The sequence below is a fragment of the Streptomyces sp. SID5785 genome, from assembly GCF_009870065.1.
Taxonomy (GTDB): domain Bacteria; phylum Actinomycetota; class Actinomycetes; order Streptomycetales; family Streptomycetaceae; genus Streptomyces.
The window spans coordinates 1-1,740 of the sequence record NZ_WWIA01000021.1; the positions used below are offsets into that span (position 1 = coordinate 1).

Sequence of the window (1,740 nt, forward strand, 5' to 3'; positions counted from 1 at the left end):
GCCGGGGCCGACGAGCGCGGTGTGGCGCCGGTCCGGCTGCTGCGGGCGGCCGGGGTCCGGGTCGCAGCCGGCAGCGGGGCGCTGCGCGACGCCTCGAACCCCGTCGGGCGCGGCGACCCTCTGGAGGCCGCGTACCTGCTGGCCTCCCGGTACGGGCTGCGGCCCGAGGAGGCGTACGAGGCGGTCAGCACGACCGCGCGGGCGGCGCTCGGGCTGCCCGAGGTGCGCGTGGAGGCCGGGTTCCCGGCCGAACTGCTCGCGGTACGGGGCGAGAAGCTGTCGGGCGCGCTGTCGCTCGCGTACAGCCGCATCGTGGTGCACCGGGGCCGGGTGGTCGCCCGCACCAGTGCCGTACGGGAGTACTGCGACTCGGCCGCGGCGGTGGCCCTCGATCTGCCGCGGCAGGGACGGGCGGCCAAGTACGGGGGCGGGGGCGGGGCGTAGCGGCGCCGGGTGCGGGCGCGGCGGGTGGCGGCGGGGTGCGCGTGACTCGGCGCTCGTAGCGGCTGCGCGCGTCAGCACGGTGAGCGGGTCACCGCCCGTGCGTGGCTGCACACGTCAGCACGGTGAGTGGGTGACCACCCGTGCGTGGGGGCGCGCGTCAGCATGGTTGCGCGGTCAACCTCACGGTCCCGGCGTACGGTCGGAGGCATGCGCATTGTCATCGCTGGTGGTCATGGTCAGATCGCGCTGCGGCTCGAGCGGTTGCTCTCCGCGCGCGGTGACGAGGTGGCGGGCATCATCCGCCGGCCCGAGCAGGGCGACGATCTGCGGGACGCCGGTGCGGAGCCGGTCCTGTGCGATCTGGAGTCGGCCTCCGTCGAGGAGGTCGCGGCCCATCTGCAGGGCGCGGACGCTGCCGTGTTCGCGGCGGGCGCCGGGCCGGGCAGCGGCGCCGACCGCAAGGACACGGTGGATCGGGACGCGGCCGTGCTGTTCGCCGACGCGGCGGAGCGGGCCGGGGTGCGCCGGTACGTCGTGGTGTCGTCCATGGGCGCGGACGTCACGCACCAGGGCGACGACATCTTCGATGTGTACCTGCGTGCCAAGGGCGCGGCGGACGACGACGTACGGCGCCGCACGGGACTGGACTGGACGATTCTGCGCCCCGGTCAGCTCACGAACGACGCGGGCAACGGACTGGTGCGGCTGGAGGCGCGGACCGGCCGCGGACCCGTGCCGCGGGACGACGTGGCGGCGGTCCTGGCCGAGCTGGTGGAGTCGCCGGCGACCGCGGGGCTGACGCTCGAGTTGATCTCCGGCTCGACCCCGGTGACGGTGGCCGCGAAGTCGGTCGCGGGGAACTGAGACCCGCCGGGCGGGGCCCGGACCGGGAGTTGCCCGCCCGGGGCCCCGGACGCTCCGTCAGAACAGCGGCAGCTGCCCGGGGACGTGCGGGACCGCGTACCCGTCGAGCGTGTCCTGCACGGCGCCGAGCTGGGCGGGTCTGCGCGATCCGGGGCACGAGACGAGTTCGCCGGCGGCGCGGGCGCCGGGCGGGTCGTGCCGGGCGAACCGGCCGCCGACGACGGCGATGTCGCGGCGGCACTCGGGGCAGCTGCGGCGACGGGCCGCGGCGGGCGCGAGGGGCGCAGACGAGACGGGCGGGGCTGACGAGGCTGAGGACGCGGTCGGCATGGGATCAGTCTGCGTCGTCGACGGCGCGGACACACGCCGGAGCGCGCGACCGGGCGGACGGCGGGGGCGCGCGGTGGGCCCGCCCCGGGCCCGGTCGGCGGG

2 protein-coding genes and 1 pseudogene are annotated in these 1,740 nt (G+C 77.1%); 2 read left to right on the forward strand and 1 reads right to left on the reverse strand.

Annotation, left to right across the window (positions count from 1 at the left end; genetic code table 11):
* A pseudogene (locus GTW43_RS00680) lies at positions 1-444 on the forward strand (hydrolase); the annotation flags it as partial.
* Positions 445-651: 207 nt separating this feature from the next.
* Positions 652-1,308: an SDR family oxidoreductase gene (locus GTW43_RS00685; RefSeq protein ID WP_161299571.1), complete on the forward strand. Its 657-nt coding sequence runs from the start codon at positions 652-654 to the stop codon at positions 1,306-1,308.
* 57 nt (positions 1,309-1,365) lie between these two features.
* Here the strand turns inward: GTW43_RS00685 and GTW43_RS37370 are convergent, their stop codons facing one another.
* Entirely contained in the window at positions 1,366-1,638 is a 273-nt protein-coding gene (locus GTW43_RS37370) for a hypothetical protein (RefSeq protein ID WP_202500882.1), read from the reverse strand.
* Positions 1,639-1,740 lie beyond the last annotated feature (102 nt).

Bases quoted from the DNA above. Each gene is read 5' to 3' on its own strand.
- GTW43_RS00685 (WP_161299571.1), top strand. From the start codon at position 652: ATGCGCATTGTCATCGCTGGTGGTCATGGTCAGATCGCGCTGCGGCTC.
- GTW43_RS37370 (WP_202500882.1), bottom strand. From the start codon at position 1,638: ATGCCGACCGCGTCCTCAGCCTCGTCAGCCCCGCCCGTCTCGTCTGCG.